We start from the raw sequence: 18,939 nt of genomic DNA, 5'->3' as shown, positions 1-18,939 counted from the left end.
ATGCCTTAATGGTGCCGACGCAGAGAGTCATCGATCAGGTGCTACGCACTTCGCCAATCTGGGCGCGTAGTTCCTGCACCAGATCAATGAAGGGTTTTTCGTAGGTGGTCTCCAACGCTCGGGGGCGAGGCAGCTCAATGGAGCGACGCTCAATAACGCGACCTGGGCGGCGGCTCATCACATACACCGTATCGGCTAAGAAGGCCGCTTCACGAAGGTCGTGGGTTACCAGCACCACGGTAAACCGTTGGGCTTCCCATAAATCCCGCAGTACGCACCACAGCTCTTCGCGAGTAAAAGCGTCTAGCGCGCCAAAGGGCTCGTCCAACATCAGCAGGCGCGGCTGGTGGATCAGCGCCCGGCAAATGGACGCCCGCTGCTGCATGCCGCCGGAGAGCTGCCAAGGGTATTTATTCTCATGCTCGGCGAGCCCGACGGTTTTCAGCAGTGAGCGCGCCCAGCCCACAAACTCCTCGCGACGCTTACGAAACTGCCGACGGTAGGGCTCAACAATTTCCAGCGGCAGCAGCACGTTATCCAGCGTGGTACGCCAGGGCAGCAGGTTGGCATTCTGAAACGCCATACCGGAGATTTTCAGTGGTCCGGTGACCGGCGCGCCATCCACGCTGACACTCCCTTGGGTAGGTGCGTGCAGGCCCGTGCATAACTTCATAAAGGTGGATTTGCCACACCCTGACGGCCCCACGAAGGCGACGAACTCGCCTTCGTGGATCGACAGGTCGATATCTTCGATGGCGTTGCCCGCGCCGTCGTACGCCAGGCTGACGTCATCGAAGCGGACGAACGCTGCCGACATCACTCCGCCTCCGGCAGCAGCATGCGCTCTTCTACCGGCGGCAGGTAGCGGGAGTCAAAGACCTGATCGGGGGATGGCAACGTGGGCAGATCGTAAGCATCCGCCACCAGTTGAATCGCCTGGCTCAGCCGCTCGTCATCCACACCGCCCACACCATATTCACGGGCATCGGGGGTATCCACCACGCTCTCCAACGCCAGCTTCAGGCGACGCGTTTCCATCTCGACATCGATCAGGCCGTCGCGGTTACGCACGTACTCGATGGCTGCTTCGGGGTCTGCCAGGGTCTCTCCCAGCGCACGGTTGAAGGCGCGCAGGAAGCCCTTCACGGCCTCGGGGTTGGCATCGGCAAAGGCATCACTGACCAGAATCGCGTTGCCGTACAGCGGGACGCCGTAGTCGGGGAACGGCATGATGGTCAGCTCGTCTTCGCTCATGCCGCGCTCTTCCAGGTTGAGCAGGCTGGTGAAGTAGAAGCCGGTGATGGCATCGACATCGCCCCGGGTCAGCAGGGTTTCGCGTAGCGCAGGGTCGACGTTTTGCCACGCCACCGCGTCGGCCTCCAGCCCATTGGCAGCGGCAAAGATGCCCCAGGCGCGATAGCCGGTGTCGAAGGCCGGGGCGGCGATGGTCTTGCCTGCCAGGTCAGCGGGGCTCTCGATGCCGCTCTCCTTGCGCGCAAACACCGCCGCGGGCGTGCCGTCATAAACGATATAGACGCCCTTGATGCCGGGGCCTTCCGGGTTTTCCGCAAGGAATTCGACCAGCGCGTTGAGATCGCCAAAGCCCATCTCATAGGCGCCCGAGGCCACCCGGTTCACCGCCCCTGCAGAGCCGCTTCCCGAATCGATCTGAACCTGCAGACCTTCTTCGGCGAAGTAGCCTTTTTCGGCTGCCATCAGAAACGGCGCTGCCGGGCCTTCGAAGCGCCAGTCCAGCTGGAAGCGAATCGAGGTCGTCTCGGCAGCAGCGCCGAGCGGCATCATCAGCACCGCGCCAAATAGCGCTAGCGGAAACAAAGGGGAACGGGCAGTACGGGAGCGAGTCGGCATGGCAGTGAACACCTTGTATACAAAATTGCAGAGGCTATGCAGAAACACCGCCATCTTTTGCTTTTTACTTTTTATTCATGAACTTAGGCCCGAAAATGGATCATTCCCCGCCCTCGAAAGCGCCAAAATGGTGCGCCACGCACTGGCCGCGCACCATTAGAAAACATTTTTGACCAAGCCGTTAGACTTTGGTCTAGTTCGGCGGTATACTGTGCTCAGTTTCCTGTCCTCGCGCCATTCATTGAATGGCGCTTTTTTTTGCTTTGAAAACCTGTGGCCAGCGGCGTTAAGTCGGCTCCCTCTTGGGTTTATTAAGCTAAAGGTTCTGCTCCCGCTCTTTCCTGCAACCTCCCATTCCAAATAGGTGCTCTTCATGAACCAACCTGCCCAACGCGCCGAGGGGCCTTCGCGGTTTTCCCTCGGCGATCCTATCGTGCTGGTGCTTAGCATCGGCTTCATCGTGGCGTTTCTGGCGCTTTCGTTTTACGACATTGATCTAGTCGCCAACTCTATCAGCGCAGGCTTTGCCTGGACCGCGCTGGTGCTGGGCAGCTATTTCCAGCTGCTGCTTCTGCTGACGTTTTTTATCGCCATCGGCGTTGCTTTAACGCCTGCGGCAAAAGCTAAGATCGGCAATCTCGATGCACCAGAAATAAGCACCTTTAAGTGGCTCTCCATCATTCTATGTACGCTGTTAGCCGGTGGTGGGGTGTTTTTTGCCGCGGGCGAGCCGGTGTACCACTTTGTGGTCACCCCACCCGCCTTTGATACCGAAGCGGGCACCGCTGAAGCGGTATCCGGCGCGCTGGCGCAGTCGTTTATGCACTGGGGCTTTATGGCCTGGGCGGTGCTGGGCTCGCTCACCGCCGTGGTGCTGGCCCATGCGCACTACGTGAAAGGCCAACCGCTGCAGCCGCGCACATTGCTCTACCCGATTTTTGGTGAACGCTTGATGCGTGGCCCGCTGGGCGGTTTAGTGGATGCCTGCTGCGTGATTGCCTTAGTGGCAGGCACGGTAGGCCCCATCGGCTTTTTGGCAACTCAGGTGAGCTTTGGCCTGCATGAGCTGTTTGGCCTGCCGGAAGGCTACACCGGGCAACTGATAATTCTGGCCGTACTGGGCACTATTTATGTGCTCTCCTCCATGAGCGGGGTACATAAAGGCATCCAACTGCTGAGCCGCTTCAACGTACTGCTGGCGTTGGCAATCGGCGCCGTGATTATCATGTTCGGCCCCACGCTGTTTTTGGTGAACACCTACGTTTCCAGCATGGGCGCGTATGTCAGCGAGTTTTTCACCATGGCCACGATGACCTCTGAAACCGCCCCGGCGTGGTGGATGCAGTGGTGGACGGTGTTCTTCTTTGCTTGGTTTATCGGCTATGCACCGCTGATGGCGATTTTCGTGGCGCGCATTTCACGGGGCCGCAGCATTCGTGAAATGATTCTGGCGGTTGCCGTACTCGCCCCGATTGCCACCACCGTATGGTTTACGCTACTGGGCGGCTCCGGCATTTACTATCAGTTGACCGGGGTAATTGACCTGACCGAAGCGCTCAACAATTTCCAGTTTGACGTGGCGACTCTCACGGTGGCTCAAGCGCTGCCCGGCGGCACCTGGATGGCACTGGCGATTCTGCTGCTGACCACGATTTTTGTGGCCACCACCGGCGACTCCATGAGCTACGCGATTGCCGTTGTCGGTGCGGGACACGATGCCCCCAGCCCCTGCATGCGCGCTTTCTGGGGCATTGCGATGGCCCTGATGGCGGCCGTGCTGCTGTATATGGGTGCAGGTCAAATTGGCGCGCTGCAGCAGTTTATCGTGATTACCGCGATCCCGGTGTCGCTGATTCTGCTGCCCTCGCTGTGGAACGGCCCGCAGGCGGCTTACGCCATGGCGCGTGAACAGGGCATCATCGAGTGACGATGATCGGCCAATTCTAACTACAGCCCTTCCAACAGCCGCAGAATCATCTGCGGCTGTTGGTTCACCTGGGTCAGCATCGCGATACCCACCTGCTGAAGCAGTTGGGCGCGAATAAGATTGGAGACTTCTTGCGCGTAGTCGGCGTCTTGAATACGCGACTGGGCAGCGGAGGTGTTAATGATGCTGGTGTTAAGCCCGTCAATGACGCTCTCGAAGCGGTTCTGCACCGCGCCTAAATAGCTGCGCTGGCGGTCGACCTGCTTAATGGCTTCATCGACGACATCCATTGGTTTGGGCGTGGCCGAGACATCATCTAATACGCTGAAATTATCCAACCCCAGCGCCTGACGCCCCATCGCCGAAAAGCTCACGCCAATCACATCCCCAGCGTTGGCCCCTACTTGAATATTAAGCGCTTTATCGCTCTCGATCAGCCTAATACCGTTAAAGTTGCTCTGCTCGGCGACGCGATCAATCTCTTCCAACCGTTGGTCGATCTCTAACTGAATAGACGCCCGATCTTCTGAGGAATTGGTGCCGTTGAGCGCCTGAACGCTGAGTTCGCGGATGCGCTGAAGGCTGTCGTTGATCAGGTCCAACGAACCTTCTGCGGTTTGCACCATAGAGATACCGTCGTTGGTATTGCGGATCGCCTGGTTCATACCGCGAATTTGTGCGCCCATGCGATTAGCAATCGCCTGGCCTGCCGGATCATCCTTGGCGCTATTAATACGCAGCCCAGACGACAGACGCTCCATGGAGGTCTGCATTGCTTGCTGGCTACTGCGTAGATTATTCATCACCAGTAGCGACATGATATTAGTCGCAAGGCTGATCACGGGCTTGACCTCGGAAGTGAACGCAAACAGTGCGGAAGTAGCGTGAATATCGGCCTATCTTTAGAAAACGTGAGCCCTGCCCCGTAAAACTTTCCCAGTCGCTACTATTTTTTCAGTTCGGCCTCTTCAGTACGGCTAGCACTTCGTCCACCGGCCCCCGAACATAGTCGTGATGAAAGTAGCCATCGTCGACCACTTCGCCATCCCAGACCACAATGTCTAAGTCCATGGTCCGGGGGCCAGATTTGATCGGCCCGCGAACACGGCCTAAGCGATGCTCAACCTCTTTTAGGTAGGCTTTAAAGTCGCCCAGCTCAAGCGTAGTGCGCACCACCAGGGCGGCATTTAAGAAGTCTGGCTGCTGCTGAAAGCCTACCGGGGCAGTGCGCACCGCTTCGGAGCGGGCCAGCAGTTCGCACTCACTGCTCAAAATCTCAAGGGCTTTGGCAAAGTGATACTCTGGCTCAATATTGGTTCCTAGCGAGATAACGCACTCGTGTTGAGCCGACACGGGCGAGGGAGTTGACGTTACGGGTGACGACCTTAATGACATAACTATATCCCAATATAAGAGGCTGGATGACTAACGGCTGGTGAGCCTATGACCTAGCCCACACCGTTTTAGCGTATAGGCATCAATCGGCGCCCCAACAGAGTAGACGGTTAATCATCCCGTTCAATCTCTGTACAAGTTATTGACAAACGCTACCGCTCACGCAGAGAGTCTTTTTGATTACCATGACAACGTTAGTTAACAAACACTACCTGCTGCGAGGGATAAAGCAATGGAGACACCTGCTGCACTTGTAACCGGCGGCGCCACGCGCCTGGGCCGCTATTTTGCTGAAGCGCTAGCCGATAAGGGCTTTGATATCGCGTTACACGTGAATAGCTCCCGGGGGGAAGCAGAGGAAGTGGCAGACGCAATTCGCGGCAAGGGTCGTGAGTGCGAGATTCTGCCCTGCAACTTTTTAGAGGATTCGCTAGAAGGATTAATCACCCAAGCTAAAACGCGTTTTCCTGGGTTGAACGTGCTGCTCAATAGCGCCTCAGCTTATGAACCAGCGCCGATTGCCCGTACCGATATGGCCATGCTGGAGACCCAGTTTCGGGTCAATATGTTTACCCCGCTGCTACTCACACGCCATTTTGCCGAGGCGGTAGAGCACGGTCAGGTGATCAACATCATCGACAACAAAGTGGCCTATCACCAATATCCGTATGCGGCGTACCTGCTCTCCAAGAAAAGCCTAGCTGAGATGACCCGTATGGCAGCGCTGGAGTTTGCTCCGCGCCTACGGATTAACGGTATCGCCCCCGGGGTAGTGCTGCCTGCCTCCCAGCGTACCAGCGACTATATCCAATGGCGCATCGAAGGCATTCCGGTCAATCACCAAGGCAACCCAGCACACCTTGTACAAGCCTTGCACTATTTGCTGGATAATGCCTTTGTGGCCGGGCAAGTGCTATTTGTAGACGGCGGCGAATCGATCAACCTAGAGGGTCGCCACTCCGAAAACTACCCTGGCGAGCGGCGCGACTGACCCAACGCAATGAGGCCGCCCGAAGGCGGCCTCATTGGCTTACCTAAGCGTACGCTTAGGTTTCATCCACATCATCATGGTCCGGCTTATGGTGATCCGGTTCATGCTCAAGCGAGGCTTCGCTACGCTCTGCAAGCGGTGCCGTCTCGGTGCGCTTTCTTTCCGCTTTCGCATCCAGAATGCGCACGTTGGCGGGCGGAGTCTTGCCGCCTTTGGTTTCGCCAAAGTAGAGCGTGGTATGCGGGAACGGAATCTCGATACCCGCCGCATCAAAGCGCAGTTTCACTAGGCGGTTGTAGGCACGGCCTACAGCCCACTGATCGCCTGGCGTGGTCTTGATCACGACACGGATATTAACCGAGCTGTCGGCCAGCGCGGTGACACCCGCCACGGTCATATCTGCCAATAGTTTATGACCATGCTCTTCGCTGGCTTTAAGATCTTCGAAGGCCAGCTGTAGCTGCTCGATCGCCTCGTCGATACTTTCGTTGTAACCAATACCGTACTCGCCCACATGGTTGCCGTACTCACGCATGTAGTTGGAGACGGTATCCACACTGGAGAACGGCACGATATGGTAGGTACCGGACAGGTCACGAATGCCCACCGAGCGGATACTCAAACGCTCGGCCGTGCCGGTCACGCCGCCCACGGTCACCACGTCGCCGGTGTTCATGGCGTTCTCTACCTGAATGAACACCCCGGTGATCACATCCTGCACCAGCTTCTGGGCACCAAAACCAATCGCCAGACCCAGCACACCGGCACCAGCAATTAGCGGCCCAATATTGATGCCGATTTCCGAGAGCACGATCATGCCGGTGATGGTCACCATGGCAATGGCCAGCGCATTACGGAACAGACTCAGCAGCGTTTTGGCACGGGCAGAGGGTTCGCCGTGACCGGTTTCCGGATTGAGCTTGTGCTCGATCAGGCTTGCCAAGCCCAGCCATATGCCCAGCGACACAATCAGGATCACTGCTACGCTGATCAGGTTACCCACCAGATTGGCACCGCGCTCGGAGGCGTACCAGCCGGCCAGGTCAAAGGCGCCCCAAGCATCCAGCACCACCATGATCACCGCAACGACGATCACCGTGCGCAGCACGCGCAGCGCGTTGGGTACGTAGCTGTTCAACCGGACTTCCAGCAGCGGCAGCTTACGGCGCAGGTCATCGGAGAGTTGAATACGACGACCAATGGTCTGTGTCAGGAACGCAGACAGCAGCAGGCCCACGACCACGGCGCCGAGCGTCTTCAACGTCGCAAAGAGGACAAAGGGCAGCGCATCACCCGGACGGGTAAGCGTCAGTACAAACACCATTAAGAAATAGATCAGCGCGAACAGGTGCCACGTGCGGGCAAACAGCTGCAGCGATACACGGCTCGCCGTCAGCGTCGAGCGCGCGCTCATTTGATTTAGATTATCGCGCAGCCGCACGCGGTTTTTGAGCACCACGCCCACCGCATAAATAAACGCCAGCAGCATAATCAGCGTGCCGACCGCTTGTCCCAGGGTGGCGGCCACATAGAAGTTGACCAGCGGTACGACGACCATCAGGCCGTATCCCACCATGCCAATCAGGCGCGCCAGCCAGCGGTTCCAATACGAGGCTTCTTGAGCTGAAATCGGTAATAAGCGAAGACCCTCGTAACGCGAGGAGAACAGCATTCGCACACCGGCTTTGAGCAGCTCGATGATCAAGAAGGCATTTAAAAACAGCGACGCGCGGGTAGAGAGTTCACCGGTCTCCCCCACGGCAAAGGTGGCCACCAAGTTACCGCCAACGTACGCCAGGGCGATCAAAAGAATATCGACGACCGCGGCGATCGCGACACACAGCACTAAACGTAGCACCGGCGTCAGTCCCGTGCCCTGCTGTGACCAGCCGCTGATTTTGGTGAACAATGATTTTGCCAACCGGCGGAACACCATAAAAATGGCGAAGGTCGCCACGATCACGATGCCCAGATTGATGGCTGCGTTCATGAAGGCCGCCATATCGAAGCTGCTGCCCGCGCCTTGGCCGGTGAATATATTGCCGACGATCGCCACAGCCTGCTCGATCTGACCGCCCACATCACCTACTACACGGCTGGTTAACTCTGCCAACTGGCGGGGTAGTGAGACGTCCTCGGGCGCTACGTTGCCCCCCGCGGCAGCGGCTTCCGGCGACAGCTCGGCCGCAACGCCAGCAGGCAACTCAGACGCTTGATTACGCAGCAGTTCAATGAGCTCCTGGCGGGCCTGCTCGTCTTCCAGCAGATCCGCCAGCGCCGCATAAGAGGGCTGCTCTTCAGCGACGGACGCATCGCTCTCGGCGCTTAACGTGGTTTGCGCCATGGCTGGCCCGGCCAGCATGGCGAACAGCGCCAGCATCCAGACGCTGAGCCAGGGGAGTAAACGTAGTGACGTCACACCATAACCTCCTTTTGGGTGAGTATTTGCCATCCTGCCCTCGTTAAAATTCAACCTAAGAATGTTAAACACAGGATAGTGCATCCAATGGAAATGCAAGCTTTGTATAACGCTCGATCCAAAGTAACTAGCGTAACATGACTCAATGTAAGAGACGTTAACGCGCCTGCTTTTGGAGCACCAATGAAACCGAGTGAAGGTAATTGCCGTTTATTGGCAGTAAGGCGCCAACCATTGATGGGCCAGCGCAATCAGCAGCCCATAGCGGGCACCTTTTGCTAGCACAATCCAGAGCAGCGCCCGCCACCAGGCAAGGCGCATCACCCCAGCCAGCACGGTGAGCGGGTCGCCAATCACAGGTAACCAGGAGAGTAATAGGCTCGCCTCGCCAAAGCGGTGATACCAGCGCTCGGCACGGGCAAGTCCTTGGGGAGATGCAGGAAACCAGCGGCGATGTTGAAATTGGCGAGCGTAGCGACCAAGAGCCACGTTGATCAAACTGCCCAGCGTGTTGCCAGCCGTCGCCACAACCCACAGCACCAGCGCTGGCTCACCAACACACCATAGCCGCGCCAGCCACACTTCCGAGCCACCAGGCAGCAGGGTGGCGCTGGCTAGCGCCACCCAAAACAGGCTGAACACGATACGCGCCCTCTAACGTTTAACGGGGCAACTGGCCACCGAGCTGCTGGGTAATTTCGTCGGCTATTTGACGCACCAGCGCCCCCAGTACCAGCAGGCGCTCTTCGGGAATACGCGCCATGGGGCCCGAGACGGAAATAGCCGCCAACGGCGTGGCGTGCTCATCGAAAATGCAGGCCGCCACGCAGTGCAGGCCAATCGCATGCTCTTCCCGGTCGCAGGCAAAGCCTTGGGCGCGAATGGCGGCCATTTCCGCCTGCAGTGAATCCGTTTGATACAGGGTATTTTCAGTCACACGGGCCAGCTCGTAGCCGCCTTCTAACAGCGCGCTGCGCTCCTCCTCGCTCATCCACGCCAGCAGCGCCTTGCCCACGCCGGAGGCGTGCAGCGGCGCACGGGACCCCAGCCGCGTGATCATGCGCATCATCTGCGGGGATTCGTTTTGAGCCAAGAAGACCGCCGTGGCGCCATCACGGATACCCAGATTCGCCGTTTCGCCGGTTTCTGCGGTTAAGCGGCGCAAAAACGGGCGGCTTTTGGCCACCACGTCGCGTGCTTCTAAAAAGCTGTTACCAATTCGGAAGGTTTTGACGTCGATGCGCCACAGGCCCTGCTCGCTCTCTTGGGTGACAAAGCCCTGGCTTTGCAGCGCCTGAAGCAGGCGATGAGTGGTGGAAGGGGCAAGGTCAGCCATTTCCGCCAGCTCTGAAAGCGCAAGGCCCAGCGGGCTAGCGGATAGGTATTCGAGCAGCGTGAGGCCACGCACCAACGATTGGCTATGCCCTCCGCTCGCTTTCGTGGCTCCCGCCGGACGTCCGACTGATCTGCGCTTGGCTTCACTCACCTACTACTCTCCTGACGGCACTCAATACGTAAAAAGCCAGCAGGATAACGCGCCGCAGGGGGCGCTGTCGCGTTTACGGAAACAAATTCCACCATTGGCTAGCAGCGTGTACTAGCGATGCGCGCGCTTTTCGATAAACGCATCGATGCCTTCTGCCACATCGTCGGCCACTGATGATTACGCTTTCTCGCGAGTGCCTTGGCGATGGTTATAGCCCAGCGGATGAGGCTCACCACGGGCTTTGGCCAGCTCAATCTGGCGCTGACGCTCGCGGGCGGCGGCGCGGGTTTTCTCAGGCAGTGAGTCGATACAGTGCGGGCAGCTGATGCCGGGCTCGTAGGCCGACGACTGCATGTCTTCCTGAGAGATCGGCATGCGGCAGGCGTGGCACTGCTCGTACTCGCCCTCGGTGAGATCATGGCGCACAGTGACCCGGTTATCGAACACGAAGCACTCGCCGCGCCACAGCGACTGCTCTTCCGGCACCTTTTCCAGGTAATTGAGCACGCCGCCTTTCAGGTGGTAGACCTCTTCGAAGCCCTCTTTCAGCATAAAGCTGGAGGCTTTCTCGCAGCGGATACCGCCTGTGCAGAACATGGCGACCTTTTTATGCTGCTCCGGGTTGTAGTGCTGGCGCACGTACTCGGGAAACTCGCGAAACGTGGTGGTCTTGGGGTCGACCGCGCCTTCGAAGCTGCCAATCGCGACTTCGTAGTCGTTACGGGTATCGATCACCAGCACTTCCGGGTCGGAGATCACGTCGTTCCAGTTTTCCGGCTCAACGTAAGTGCCCACGGTGTCGTTGGGGTCGATGCCCGGCACGCCCAGCGTGACGATCTCCTTTTTCAGTTTGACCTTGGTGCGGTAGAACGGCGGCTCGTCGCAGAACGACTCTTTATGGTCGATATCACTTAAACGTGGGTCGGCGGTGAGCCATGCTAGCAACGCATCGATGCCTTCGCGGCTACCGGCCACGGTGCCGTTGATGCCCTCTTTGGCGAGCAACAGCGTGCCTTTCACGCCGTTATCGACCATGGTTTGGCGCAGCGGCTCGCGCAGTGCTTCAAAGTCGTTCAGGGTGACAAATTTATACAGCGCTGCCACCACAACGGGCGGTGTTGGGGTCGGGGTCGTCATGGAGTGCTCCTGGTAGTCGCCCTCGCAAAGGGCGGACCGGGTCAATAAAGGCGCGCATGATAACAAAAAGCCCGCCGTGGGTGCATCTCGGCGTGTTTGACTCAGATCAACGACACCGCCAATCGTCGATTATTTCGACAACATCATTGAGAAAGCTTCACCCCACGTCACACGCACTCGGTCGTATAGTAGGCGCCAACATAACTCAGTGATGGGGTGCTTTTCATGCAGATTCGTCGTTCCAACGAGCGGGGCTACGCAGACCACGGCTGGCTGCGCTCTTACCACACCTTTTCGTTCGCCAATTACATGGACCCCAACCACATGGGCTTCCGCGCGCTGCGGGTGATCAACGAAGACCGTGTGGCCCCCGGCCACGGCTTTGGCGCCCACCCCCACCGGGATATGGAAATTATCTCCTACGTGCTTGATGGCGAGATGGAGCACAAGGACAACATGGGCAATGGCGAAGTGATGCGCCCTGGCGACGTACAGCGCATGTCCGCAGGCACGGGCGTACTGCACAGCGAGTTCAACCACTCTCAAGAAAACGGGCTGCACTTTCTGCAGATCTGGATCGAAACCGCCCAGCGTGGCATCCAGCCCAGCTACGAGCAGAAGCACTTCCCCACTGCCGAGCGGCAGGGCCAGTGGCGCTTGGTGCTCTCCTCAGATGGTCGCGATGGCTCAGTGAGCGTGAATCAGGATGTCAACCTGTACGCCAGCCTGCTAAGCGCCGGGGACCACCTCACGACACCGCCCTCACGCTACGCATGGCTGCATGTGGTGAAGGGGGCCGTTGAAGTGAACGGAGAAACTCTGCGCACCGGTGACGCGGCGGCCTTCACCCCCAGCGAGGACGTTGCGCTGGCGTGCACCGAGGCCAGCGAAGTACTGCTGTTCGACCTGGCCTGATAGGCAAAACGGCCCTTTCGGGCCGTTTTGTGACGCTGCGCGGGTCGGTAATATCAGCTATTCTGCGCCGAATAGAGCACGCGAATCTTCAGCGTGTGCTCTACTTGCTTCAGCGCTTCCAGCGCCTGCGGGCCGTAGGCTTTATCGACATCAATCACCACGTAACCGACCTTATCGTTGGTCTGCAGATACTGGCCAGAAATGTTGATGCCGTTTTCTGACAGCACGCGGTTGATCTGCGACAGCACGCCGGGCACGTTGTCGTGAATGTGCAGCAAACGGTGCTTGTCCGGGTGCGCGGGCAGTGCCACTTCAGGGAAGTTGACCGAGGTGACCGTGGTGCCGTTGTCCGAGTAGGTGATCAGTTTTTCGGAGACCTCGATACCAATGTTCTCCTGGGCTTCCAGGGTAGAACCACCGATATGCGGCGTCAGAATCACGTTATCCAGGCCGCGCAGCGGGCTTTGGAACTCTTCATCGTTGCCTTTCGGCTCGACCGGGAAGACATCAATAGCAGCGCCGTTCAGCTTGCCCGCTTTAATGGCATCCGCTAGCGGCTCGATTTCCACCACGCTGCCACGGGCGGCGTTGATCAGAATCGCGCCATCCTTCATGGCGGCGATCTCTTTCGCGCCAATCATCCAGCGGGTAGAGGCAAGGTCCGGCACGTGCAGGCTGACCACGTCCGAACGATCCAGCAACTCCTCCAGGCTGGCGACCTGGCTGGCATTACCCATACCCAGCTTAGTGATCACATCGTAGTAAATCACGTTGAAGCCGAGCGACTCTGCCAATACAGAGAGCTGTGCGCCGATACTGCCGTAACCCACGATACCGAGGGTTTTACCGCGCGCTTCGTGGGAGTTTTTCGCCGACTTCAGCCAGCCGCCCTGGTGCGCGCGAGCATTCTTCTCGGGAATACCGCGCAGCAGCATAATGGCTTCTGCCAGTACCAGCTCCGCCACTGAGCGGGTGTTGGAGTAAGGCGCATTAAATACCGCGATACCGCGCTTGAGCGCCGCATCCAGGTCAACTTGGTTGGTACCGATACAGAAACAGCCAACGCTTACTAACTTCTCGGCCGCCTCAAACACGCGCTCGGTTAGCTGAGTGCGGGAACGGATGCCGATAAAGTGAACATCACGAATCTTCTCGATCAGCGACTCTTCATCCAGCGAAGTCGGCAGATGCTCGATGTTCTCGTAACCTGCGTTGTGAAAATTGTCCACCGCGCTTTGGTGGACGCCCTCGAGTAGCAGGATCTTGATCTTGCTCTTTTCCAGGGACGTTTTGGCCATGGCTGAATCAACCTCTATGGTCGGCGGCATGCGCCGTGTATCGGTTCACGGGAGGCCCGTATAGTAGCACAGCCGCTTGCGCTCCCGGTGTCTTGGCGTGATGAAAAGTGTGCGCTTTCAAGATGAACAGAGTACAAGTCGAACAATCAACCCATAGGGAGGGCAGACGCCACCCCCTCGCCTCGGTGTATACTGTGCGTTTATTTAACAGCATCCGCAGCCACACTCGTCGCCCTTGCTGATACCAGGGCGCCCGGAAAACGGTAGGCATTGCCCAATGAGCGACACCACACCCCCACAAGATTTTGCCGCAACGGTTGCCCAGCTAGAGACCATTGTGGAACGCCTGGAGTCCGGCGAACTCTCATTGGAAGATGCGCTGACCGCTTTTGAGCAGGGCGTTCGCCTGACCCGTGATGCCCAGCAGCGCCTCGATAGCGCTGAGCTAAAAGTACGGGCCCTGAGCGAAGATACCGACGGCAAACTGGCAGTTGCCCCGTTCGCAGGAGCCCAGGATGCTGGCAACGACAGCGAGGAGACGCCGCCATGGTGACCGCCCACGCCTCCCGACTAGCCACGCTGCGCCATGCCAGCAGCACCCGAGTGGATGCCACGCTGGCCGCGCTATTCGATGCACGCCCAGCGGTAGATGAGCGTTTAGAGGCGGCCATGCGCCACGGGCTTTTGGTCGGCGGCAAACGTTTGCGCCCACTGCTGGTCTATTTAGCAGGTCAAGCCCTTGGGGCAAGTGACGACGCCCTGGATGCTCCCGCGGCGGCCATCGAGCTGATTCACGCCTACTCGCTGATTCACGACGACCTGCCCGCCATGGATGATGACGACCTGCGCCGCGGCCAGCCCACGGTGCATAAAGCCTTTGATGAGGCGACGGCTATTTTAGCGGGCGATGCCTTGCAAGCCCTGGCGTTTGAAGTGCTGGCCAGCCGCCCGCACCCGCGCCTGGGCCAGCTAGTCACCACGCTGGCGGTCGCCTCTGGCCGCGATGGCATGGTGGCTGGCCAAGCGCTGGATTTAGCCGCCGTGGGAGGCCACCCAGACGCCGAAGCAATGGCACATATGCACGCCCATAAAACCGGCGCGCTGATCGTGGCGGCCGTACGTTTGGGCGGCCTGGTCGCGGTGGAAGAGGACGACCCGCGCCTAGCAGCGCTAATTCGCTACGCCCGCGCCATTGGCCTAGCCTTCCAGATTCATGACGACATCCTGGATGTGACGGGTGACACCGCCACGCTGGGCAAAATTTCCGGCGCTGACGCCGCCCGTGCCAAGCCTACCTACCCAAGCTTACTGGGGCTGGAGGGGGCGCAGCGCAAAGCGAACACGCTTATTGACGAGGCCATTGCCGCCCTCGCCCCGTTAGGCGAGCAGGCCGCACCCCTGGCCGATCTTGCCCACTATATGATCGAGCGCGACCACTAACACATGCCTATGAAGCTGTTCGACGAGATACCCCGCGAGCGCCCGGCGACGCCACTGCTCGACTCTTTTGATCATCCCGCCGCGCTGCGGGCCATGAATGCTAAACAGCTCGCCCAGTTAGCGGATGAGCTACGCGCCTACTTGCTCTACAGCGTTGGCGTGACGGGCGGCCACTTTGGCGCAGGCCTGGGCGTTATTGAGCTCAGTGTCGCGCTGCACCACGCCTTTCACACGCCGAAAGACCGCTTGGTGTGGGACGTGGGTCATCAAGCCTACCCGCATAAAATCCTCACCGGGCGGCGCGATGCCATGCTCAGCATTCGCCAGCACGGCGGCTTGGCGGCGTTTCCCCGCCGGGCAGAGTCCGAGTACGACACCTTTGGCGTTGGCCACTCCAGCACTTCCATCTCTGCGGCGCTAGGCATGGCCCTGGCTGCGCAAGCACAAAACGACCCACGCAAGGTCTGCGCCATTATTGGCGACGGCGCGCTCACCGCAGGGATGGCGTTTGAAGCGCTGGCCCACGCGGGCCACGTGAATGCCAATATGCTGGTAGTGCTGAACGATAACGAGATGTCAATCTCCGAAAACGTCGGCGGAATTGCCACGTATTTAGCACGTGTGCTCTCCAGCAAGCCCTACCTCAAAATGCGCGAAGAGGGAAAAAAGGTGCTATCCCACCTGCCCGGCGCCCTGGAGCTAGCCAAGCGTACCGAAGAGCATATGAAGGGCATGGTCAGCCCCGCCACGCTGTTTGAGGAGATGGGTTTTCACTACGTGGGCCCCATCGACGGCCACGACTTAGAGGCGCTGACTCAAACGCTGCGTAACCTGCGCGACCAGAAAGGCCCACAGTTCCTGCATATCAAAACGGTCAAAGGGAAAGGCTTCCTGCCCGCCGAAGCCGACCAGATTGGCTATCACGCGATTACTAAGCTGGAAAAAACCACCACGACCGTGAGCACCTCGCTGGTGAGCAAACCGGACAGCCCCAGCGCGCCGAAGAACGCCCCCAAGAAAAAGTATTGCAATGTGTTTGGGGACTGGCTGTGCGATATGGCCGCCGCCGATCCACGCCTAATGGGCATTACCCCCGCCATGGGCGAAGGCTCGGATCTGATTCGCTTCTCGCAAATCTATCCCGAGCGTTACTTCGACGTGGCCATCGCCGAGCAGCACGCGGTCACGCTAGCCGCCGGTATGGCCTGCGAAGGCATGAAGCCAGTGGTGGCGATCTACTCCACCTTCTTGCAGCGCGGCTATGACCAGTTGATCCACGACGTGGCCGTGCAGGACCTGGATGTCACCTTCGCCATCGACCGAGCAGGCCTAGTGGGCGAAGACGGCCCGACGCACCACGGCAGCATGGATCTTTCATTTCTGCGCTGCGTGCCGGGCATGGTGATTCTGGCGCCTGCCGATGAAGCCGAATGCCGCGCCATGCTCAGCGCTGCCTACTACCATCCTGGCCCGGCTGCCGTACGCTACCCCCGTGGCACCGGCCCTGGGGCCGTCATTCCAGAGCACCTAGAGCCGCTGGCGATTGGCGAGGCCCAAGTGCGTCGCGAGAGCACCAGCGACGGCGTACGCATCGCGCTGCTGGCGTTTGGCAGCGTCAATAGCGCCGCCGCCGAAGTGGCGGAGAAGCTCAACGCCACCCATATCAACATGCGCTCGGTGAAACCACTGGACCGCGATGCGGTGCTCCACGTGGCGGACGAGCATGAACTGCTGGTCACCCTGGAAGAGAACGTCATTGCGGGCGGCGCGGGTAGCGCAGTGAACGAGCTGCTCAACGCGGAAGGCGTTCAGGTGGAAGTGCTGAACTTAGGCCTGCCGGACGCCTTTGTGGAACACGGCACCCCCGCCGAGCTATTGCGCGACTGCGGACTGGATGCTGCCGGCATCGAAGCAGCCATTCGTTCGCGCCTGCCGTCGCCTTGAGCTTACTGACTAACTTGTTGAGACCGTTATGCTTTTTTTGATGATTCTGTTTGGTTTGATTGGCCTTGCCAGTGGCGGCCCCGTGGGCCTGCTGGTGGGAGCGGGTCTGGGCTGGTGGTTGGCACGCCAGCTTGGGCGCCGCTTGAATGCCGCCCGCACGCGTTTGCAGGAAGGTTTCCTGGAGTCGATCTTTTCGGTGATGGGCTGTCTCTGTCAGGCCGATGGCAAAGTCACCGAGGGCGAGCTAGACGTTGCCGAAAAGCTGTTCGATCAGATGCGTTTGCAGGGCGAGCACCGCGCCAAAGCTCGCGCCGCCTTTGACCGGGGCCGCGCGGCTGACTTCAACCTGGATGCCGAGCTGGCCAAGGTCAACCGCCTCACCCAGCGCCAGCCGGTACTGCGCCAAGTGTTTTTACAGGTTCAGTTGAGCGCGATTGCCGCCGATGGCGTGCTGCACCCCGCCGAGCACGAGATGATTCTGCGCGTTGCCCGCGGCGTTGGCTGTAACGACGCCGAAGTTCAGCAAATCGAAGCGATGCTGCACGGCGCCGCCGCCAACTCCCAAGGTGCCAGCGAAGAAGCCTTAAAAGATGCTTACCGCGTTCTTGGGGTATCAGAAGACGCCAGCGACGCCGAGATCAAGAAAGCGTATCGTCGCCTGATGAGCCAAAACCATCCGGACAAGCTGGCGGGCAAGGGGCTTCCGGAGAGCATGCGCGAGGTGGCGCAGGCCCGCACCAGCGAGATTGGCAATGCCTACGAGCGCATCCGCGCGGCGCGGGCCAGTAGCTCGTGACAGGGTTCCAGGGAGTCGCTACAGTGAAAACTTCACGGTACTGCCTGGAGCCGCCAAATGATCACGCTATACAGCTTTCCCAATTCCCGCTCGCTACGCGCTGCTTGGACGCTTGAAGAGCTGGGCCTAGAGTACCAGTGCCACCACGTAGCGCTGGATAAAGGCGAGGGGCAAAGTACCGAGCATCTTGCTCGCCACCCGGATGGCAAGGTGCCGGTGCTGGAAGATGGCGAGCTAATGCTGTTTGAGTCTGCGCCTATCTGCCGTTATCTCGCCGAGCAGTATGGCGCTGGGCAACTGCTGCCTCAAAGCGTTGCCGAGCGCGCCCAGGTCGACCAGTGGCTCAGCTTTATCGTTACCGAGATCGAGCAGCCGCTGTGGTTACAGGCCAAGCACAAGTTCGCCCTGCCTCAAGATAAGCGAGTCCCCTCAGTGCTACCCACCGCCGCTTGGGAATTCCAGCGAGCCCTGCTCGCGCTCGAGCGCCGCTATCGTGGCCAGGAAAATCTAGTGGGTGATACCTTCACGTTGGCGGATCTGTTCTTAACGCACACGCTCACTTGGGCCACAAGCATGAAACATCGCTTGCCGGAGCCGCTGGTGGCCTATCGCGCCCGCCACGCCAATCGCCCAGCGCTTGCCCGCGCCGCCGAAAAAGAGCAGGCGGCAGCGCAAGATTGAACGCTACCCCTTACGCTCGATATCCACATCGCTGGCTTGGGTAAAGTCATCCAGCGCCATCATATGGCCAAGCTTGCCCGCTTTGGTGGAGAGGTACTGTTCGTTATGCGGGTTCAAACCGGTGGTGATGGGCTGACGCTCCACCACGTTGACCCCATCGCGGGTTAGCGCATCCACCTTGCGGGGGTTGTTGGTCATCAGCTTGAGCGCGGTAATGCCCAAGTGGTTGAGCATGGGCACGCAGAGGTCGTAGCGGCGCATGTCGGCGCCAAAGCCGAGCTGCTCGTTGGCTTCTACGGTATCGGCGCCCTGGTCCTGCAGATGATAGGCGCGAATTTTATTGAGCAGGCCAATGCCACGCCCTTCCTGGCGTAAATAGAGCAGCACGCCGCACCCCTCTTCGGCAATACGCTTTAGCGCTTCTTGCAGCTGGTAGCCGCAGTCGCAGCGCATCGAGAATAGCGCATCGCCGGTTAAGCACTCAGAGTGCACGCGCCCTAACACCGGCTCGCCGCCGCTCACATCGCCCAACGTTAGGGCGATATGGTCTTTACCCGTGGCGTCGTCTTCGAAGCCATGCATGGTGAATGTGGCCCAGGGAGTGGGCAGCCGAGAGGCAGCAATGAAGCGAATGGTCACAG

18 protein-coding genes are annotated in these 18,939 nt (G+C 59.2%); 8 read left to right on the top strand and 10 right to left on the bottom strand.

Translation table 11 applies throughout. The features are described from left to right. Positions 1-34: 34 nt before the first annotated feature. Entirely contained in the window at positions 35-817 is a 783-nt protein-coding gene (locus NH344_RS03100) for an ABC transporter ATP-binding protein (protein WP_062375517.1), read from the bottom strand. Beyond that, positions 817-1,869 (bottom strand): ABC transporter substrate-binding protein, encoded by a 1,053-nt coding sequence (locus NH344_RS03095; RefSeq protein WP_232059470.1) that lies wholly within the window; start codon positions 1,867-1,869, stop codon positions 817-819. The genes NH344_RS03100 and NH344_RS03095 overlap by 1 nt, the downstream gene beginning before the upstream one ends. A gap of 373 nt (positions 1,870-2,242) precedes the next feature. On the opposite strand from NH344_RS03095, the gene NH344_RS03090 reads away from it, so the two are divergent. After that, positions 2,243-3,796, top strand: a complete 1,554-nt coding sequence (locus tag NH344_RS03090; protein WP_213262658.1) for a BCCT family transporter — start codon at positions 2,243-2,245, stop codon at positions 3,794-3,796. A 20-nt stretch (positions 3,797-3,816) separates the two neighbouring features. On the opposite strand, the gene NH344_RS03085 is transcribed toward NH344_RS03090, so the two are convergent. Beyond that, positions 3,817-4,638, bottom strand: a complete 822-nt coding sequence (locus tag NH344_RS03085) for a flagellin (protein ID WP_044629916.1) — start codon at positions 4,636-4,638, stop codon at positions 3,817-3,819. Between the two features lie 112 nt (positions 4,639-4,750). Further along, entirely contained in the window at positions 4,751-5,191 is a 441-nt protein-coding gene (gene folK / locus NH344_RS03080) for a 2-amino-4-hydroxy-6-hydroxymethyldihydropteridine diphosphokinase (RefSeq protein ID WP_052509952.1), read from the bottom strand. A 232-nt stretch (positions 5,192-5,423) separates the two neighbouring features. On the opposite strand from folK, the gene NH344_RS03075 reads away from it, so the two are divergent. Continuing rightward, entirely contained in the window at positions 5,424-6,182 is a 759-nt protein-coding gene (locus NH344_RS03075; RefSeq protein ID WP_044629914.1) for an SDR family oxidoreductase, read from the top strand. Between the two features lie 55 nt (positions 6,183-6,237). Here the strand turns inward: NH344_RS03075 and ybiO are convergent, their stop codons facing one another. The 4 genes from ybiO to NH344_RS03055 form a co-directional block, all read right to left on the bottom strand. Further along, positions 6,238-8,601 carry a mechanosensitive channel protein gene (ybiO, locus tag NH344_RS03070; protein WP_058579826.1) on the bottom strand — a complete coding sequence of 788 codons (2,364 nt, stop codon included), beginning with the start codon at positions 8,599-8,601 and terminating at the stop codon, positions 6,238-6,240. Between the two features lie 210 nt (positions 8,602-8,811). Then, positions 8,812-9,243 carry a YqaA family protein gene (locus NH344_RS03065; protein WP_058579789.1) on the bottom strand — a complete coding sequence of 144 codons (432 nt, stop codon included), beginning with the start codon at positions 9,241-9,243 and terminating at the stop codon, positions 8,812-8,814. 19 nt (positions 9,244-9,262) lie between these two features. After that, a complete protein-coding gene (locus tag NH344_RS03060) occupies positions 9,263-10,087 on the bottom strand; it encodes an IclR family transcriptional regulator C-terminal domain-containing protein (protein WP_058579788.1) in 825 nt (274 codons plus the stop codon). A 177-nt stretch (positions 10,088-10,264) separates the two neighbouring features. Then, positions 10,265-11,224 (bottom strand): rhodanese-related sulfurtransferase, encoded by a 960-nt coding sequence (locus NH344_RS03055; protein ID WP_058579787.1) that lies wholly within the window; start codon positions 11,222-11,224, stop codon positions 10,265-10,267. A 225-nt stretch (positions 11,225-11,449) separates the two neighbouring features. On the opposite strand from NH344_RS03055, the gene NH344_RS03050 reads away from it, so the two are divergent. Continuing rightward, positions 11,450-12,139, top strand: a complete 690-nt coding sequence (locus NH344_RS03050; protein ID WP_172416662.1) for a pirin family protein — start codon at positions 11,450-11,452, stop codon at positions 12,137-12,139. Between the two features lie 53 nt (positions 12,140-12,192). On the opposite strand, the gene serA is transcribed toward NH344_RS03050, so the two are convergent. Next, positions 12,193-13,437, bottom strand: coding sequence for a phosphoglycerate dehydrogenase (serA, locus tag NH344_RS03045; RefSeq protein ID WP_253027519.1), 1,245 nt, complete (start codon positions 13,435-13,437; stop codon positions 12,193-12,195). Positions 13,438-13,714: 277 nt separating this feature from the next. On the opposite strand from serA, the gene NH344_RS03040 reads away from it, so the two are divergent. From NH344_RS03040 to NH344_RS03020, 5 genes are read left to right on the top strand one after another with little or no spacing between them, the layout of a single operon-like run. After that, a complete protein-coding gene (locus NH344_RS03040; RefSeq protein WP_044629907.1) occupies positions 13,715-13,990 on the top strand; it encodes an exodeoxyribonuclease VII small subunit in 276 nt (91 codons plus the stop codon). Next, positions 13,984-14,877, top strand: a complete 894-nt coding sequence (gene ispA / locus NH344_RS03035; RefSeq protein WP_253027518.1) for a (2E,6E)-farnesyl diphosphate synthase — start codon at positions 13,984-13,986, stop codon at positions 14,875-14,877. Before NH344_RS03040 ends, ispA begins: the two co-directional genes overlap by 7 nt. A 3-nt stretch (positions 14,878-14,880) precedes the next feature. Beyond that, positions 14,881-16,821 (top strand): 1-deoxy-D-xylulose-5-phosphate synthase, encoded by a 1,941-nt coding sequence (dxs, locus tag NH344_RS03030; protein ID WP_230834399.1) that lies wholly within the window; start codon positions 14,881-14,883, stop codon positions 16,819-16,821. 28 nt (positions 16,822-16,849) lie between these two features. After that, on the top strand, positions 16,850-17,617 hold the full coding sequence (gene djlA / locus NH344_RS03025) for a co-chaperone DjlA (protein ID WP_058579784.1): 768 nt from the start codon (positions 16,850-16,852) through the stop codon (positions 17,615-17,617). 57 nt (positions 17,618-17,674) lie between these two features. After that, on the top strand, positions 17,675-18,298 hold the full coding sequence (locus NH344_RS03020; protein ID WP_044629903.1) for a glutathione S-transferase family protein: 624 nt from the start codon (positions 17,675-17,677) through the stop codon (positions 18,296-18,298). A 3-nt stretch (positions 18,299-18,301) separates the two neighbouring features. On the opposite strand, the gene ribA is transcribed toward NH344_RS03020, so the two are convergent. Next, complete coding sequence (ribA, locus tag NH344_RS03015) at positions 18,302-18,937, bottom strand: GTP cyclohydrolase II (protein ID WP_062359207.1); 636 nt, start codon at positions 18,935-18,937, stop codon at positions 18,302-18,304. Positions 18,938-18,939 lie beyond the last annotated feature (2 nt).

This window comes from Halomonas sp. Ps84H-12 (genome assembly GCF_024124725.1).
Taxonomy (GTDB): Bacteria; Pseudomonadota; Gammaproteobacteria; order Pseudomonadales; family Halomonadaceae; genus Vreelandella; species Vreelandella aquamarina.
This window is presented reverse-complemented; position numbering and strand designations above follow the sequence as displayed.